Here is a 2,278-nt window from a genome sequence, read left to right as displayed (position 1 = left end):
CGGCCTGGCCAAAAACACCGCACACGTGCTGACCTTGTTTGCGCTCTCCAATCTGTGGATGAAGCGAAAGCAGTTGCTGCCGGCTATGGGGAGCGTGCGCCTGTAAACCAGGAAATTCCCACGGAAAGCGCCAGAAATGGCGAAATTCCAAAGATTCAAACGCCACTCTTCGGAACGACGCGACATCCCGCACTCTCAGGCCTCGTTATTCAGACCTTCCCTAGTCGACGTAGGCAAGGAGGTTGCGCGCGTCCTTGGGTTGGATTACATACAGGACGGGGCAGAGTTCACCTTGAAGCCGCTCTCCGACTCCGTAGCGGAGCAATGGAAGTACGTCTACAGCGCTTCTGGAGGACCGACCGGCCTCTATGAACAGCTTGGATTCGAGTCTTTCCGTATCGCACTGGATATCCCCCGACGTGATCTCCCGGACTCGGCATTTGCGCCTGACGCTGTGTTGGACAGAGTTCGTGACCACATGGCCGGCCATGTTGACAACTTGGGCTTGGTACCGAGCCCATCTCCTTAGATTACCGATGCGGCCGCACTAGTCTAAGCCAGCAAACGGGAGGCAAACGTTACTATTTCGTGCTTGGCTTGTATATGATATGCCAACCAAAGTGGCGGAGAATAGACGTGCATTTCACCTCAGAACAAGAGGCGATCATCGCCTCGAACGCGAAGACTATCCGTGCCAATGCATTCGCTGGGACGGGGAAGTCTTCTACGCTTATCGGCTTTGCAGATGCACGTCCCAATGAGCGCCAGCTAATGGTTGCGTTCAACAAATCTATCCAGCTGGAGGCCGCTGGACGCTTTCCACGCAACGTGAAGTGCAAGACGGGACATTCGTTGGCATGGTTCCCTCACGGCGCAAAATACGACGGGAAACTTCTAGCCGATATCAAACCTTTTCACATCACCGGCAGCACTACTGCATACACCCGTTCGTTACCAGTTGCTGTGGTGCGTGTGTTCGACCAACGCGTCATCGAAACTGTAAAGGCATTTCTAGTGTCGGCGGATGAGCAGATGGGTGCAACTCACGTTTCGCTGGGTGATTCACCTGCCGAAAAGAAATACCTAAGCGAACACGCGTTGCTGGCAGCTGCAAAGGATGTTTGGGCGGCAATGCAGGCAACCAGCCTGCCGATGGTGCACGACGGCTACCTGAAGCTCTACCAGCTCAGCCGCCCGCGCTTGGCATATGACACCATTATGATCGACGAGGCACAGGACACCAATCCTGTGCTGCAGTCGATACTGCAGAGCCAGAGCGCGCGATTGCTGTACGTCGGCGATAGGCATCAGGGTATCTACTCATTTCGCGGCTCGCAAAATGCTATGGAGCTCGTCAAGGCCGATGCCTCGTTTTATCTCACTGGCTCCTTCCGCTTTGGTCCTGCAGTTGCCGAAGTGGCGAATCGCATCCTCGCTCTGAAGGGCGAATCTGCACAGCTACGCGGTTTGGGCATGGACACGATCGTTGACCAGGGATCCTTTGAGAATCCACGCGGCACTGCCTTCATCAGTCGCACTAACGCTGCGGTCTTCGACAAGGCCAATAATGCAGTCGGCAGAGGAATCAAGGTGGCGTATGTCGGCGGCGTTCACACTTATCGGTTCGAGATTGGTGAAGATATCTCGAAGCTTCGGCAGTTCGGTCCAGCCGATGTCCGGAATCCCTTCATCGCTTCTTTCGAGTCCTTCGAGAGCCTGGCCGAATATGCGGAGGCTGTGCAGGACAAGGAGCTAACTGGCTGGGCAAAAGTGGTCGAGCGTTATGGCGGCAAGAGGTTTGACCAAGCGCTTAACCGGATTCGAGCCGAGGCACTCCAGTTCGACAGTGCTTCCCCTGAACAGCGGGACGCACTGGTGGTTGTGACTGCGCACCGGTCGAAGGGTTTGGAGTTCGATCATGTCGAGCTTGCGGAAAATTTTATCGACACGGTCGACGAAGACACTGGAAAGCTTCGCGATTTCTCAGATGCCGAACGTCAGACGATCGAGGAGGTCAACCTGCTCTACGTGGCTGCCACCCGTGCTCGCAAGGAGCTGGCCACCAACTGCAGTATCGCTCAGCTCTTCGACCCGGAGCTTGCTCCGGATGACCACCCCAGTGCTTCGGCAGCTATCGCATGAACAATCTAGGGAAGCTCTGAACAACGCACCACAGATACGCGACACTACCCGCCTCATCATGTAGAGGATCATCTATGCAGCTGACGTTCGGTGACGCTGAGGGCCTGGGCAAGCGCAAGCAGACCCGGCGCGAGAT

The 2,278-nt window shown here is 55.8% G+C and carries 1 protein-coding gene and 1 pseudogene; both read left to right on the top strand.

Annotated features, from left to right (window positions below):
- Positions 1–106 (top strand): annotated as a pseudogene (locus F7R02_RS24985) (IS5/IS1182 family transposase); the annotation flags it as partial.
- A 530-nt stretch (positions 107–636) separates the two neighbouring features.
- A complete protein-coding gene (locus F7R02_RS24975; protein ID WP_078589109.1) occupies positions 637–2,142 on the top strand; it encodes a UvrD-helicase domain-containing protein in 1,506 nt (501 codons plus the stop codon).
- Positions 2,143–2,278: the final 136 nt, after the last annotated feature.

It is taken from the genome of Xanthomonas cissicola (genome assembly GCF_008801575.1).
In the GTDB taxonomy this organism is placed as follows: domain Bacteria; phylum Pseudomonadota; class Gammaproteobacteria; order Xanthomonadales; family Xanthomonadaceae; genus Xanthomonas; species Xanthomonas cissicola.
Note: the sequence above shows the minus strand (reverse complement) of the source record. Positions and strands in the feature narration are given on the sequence as shown.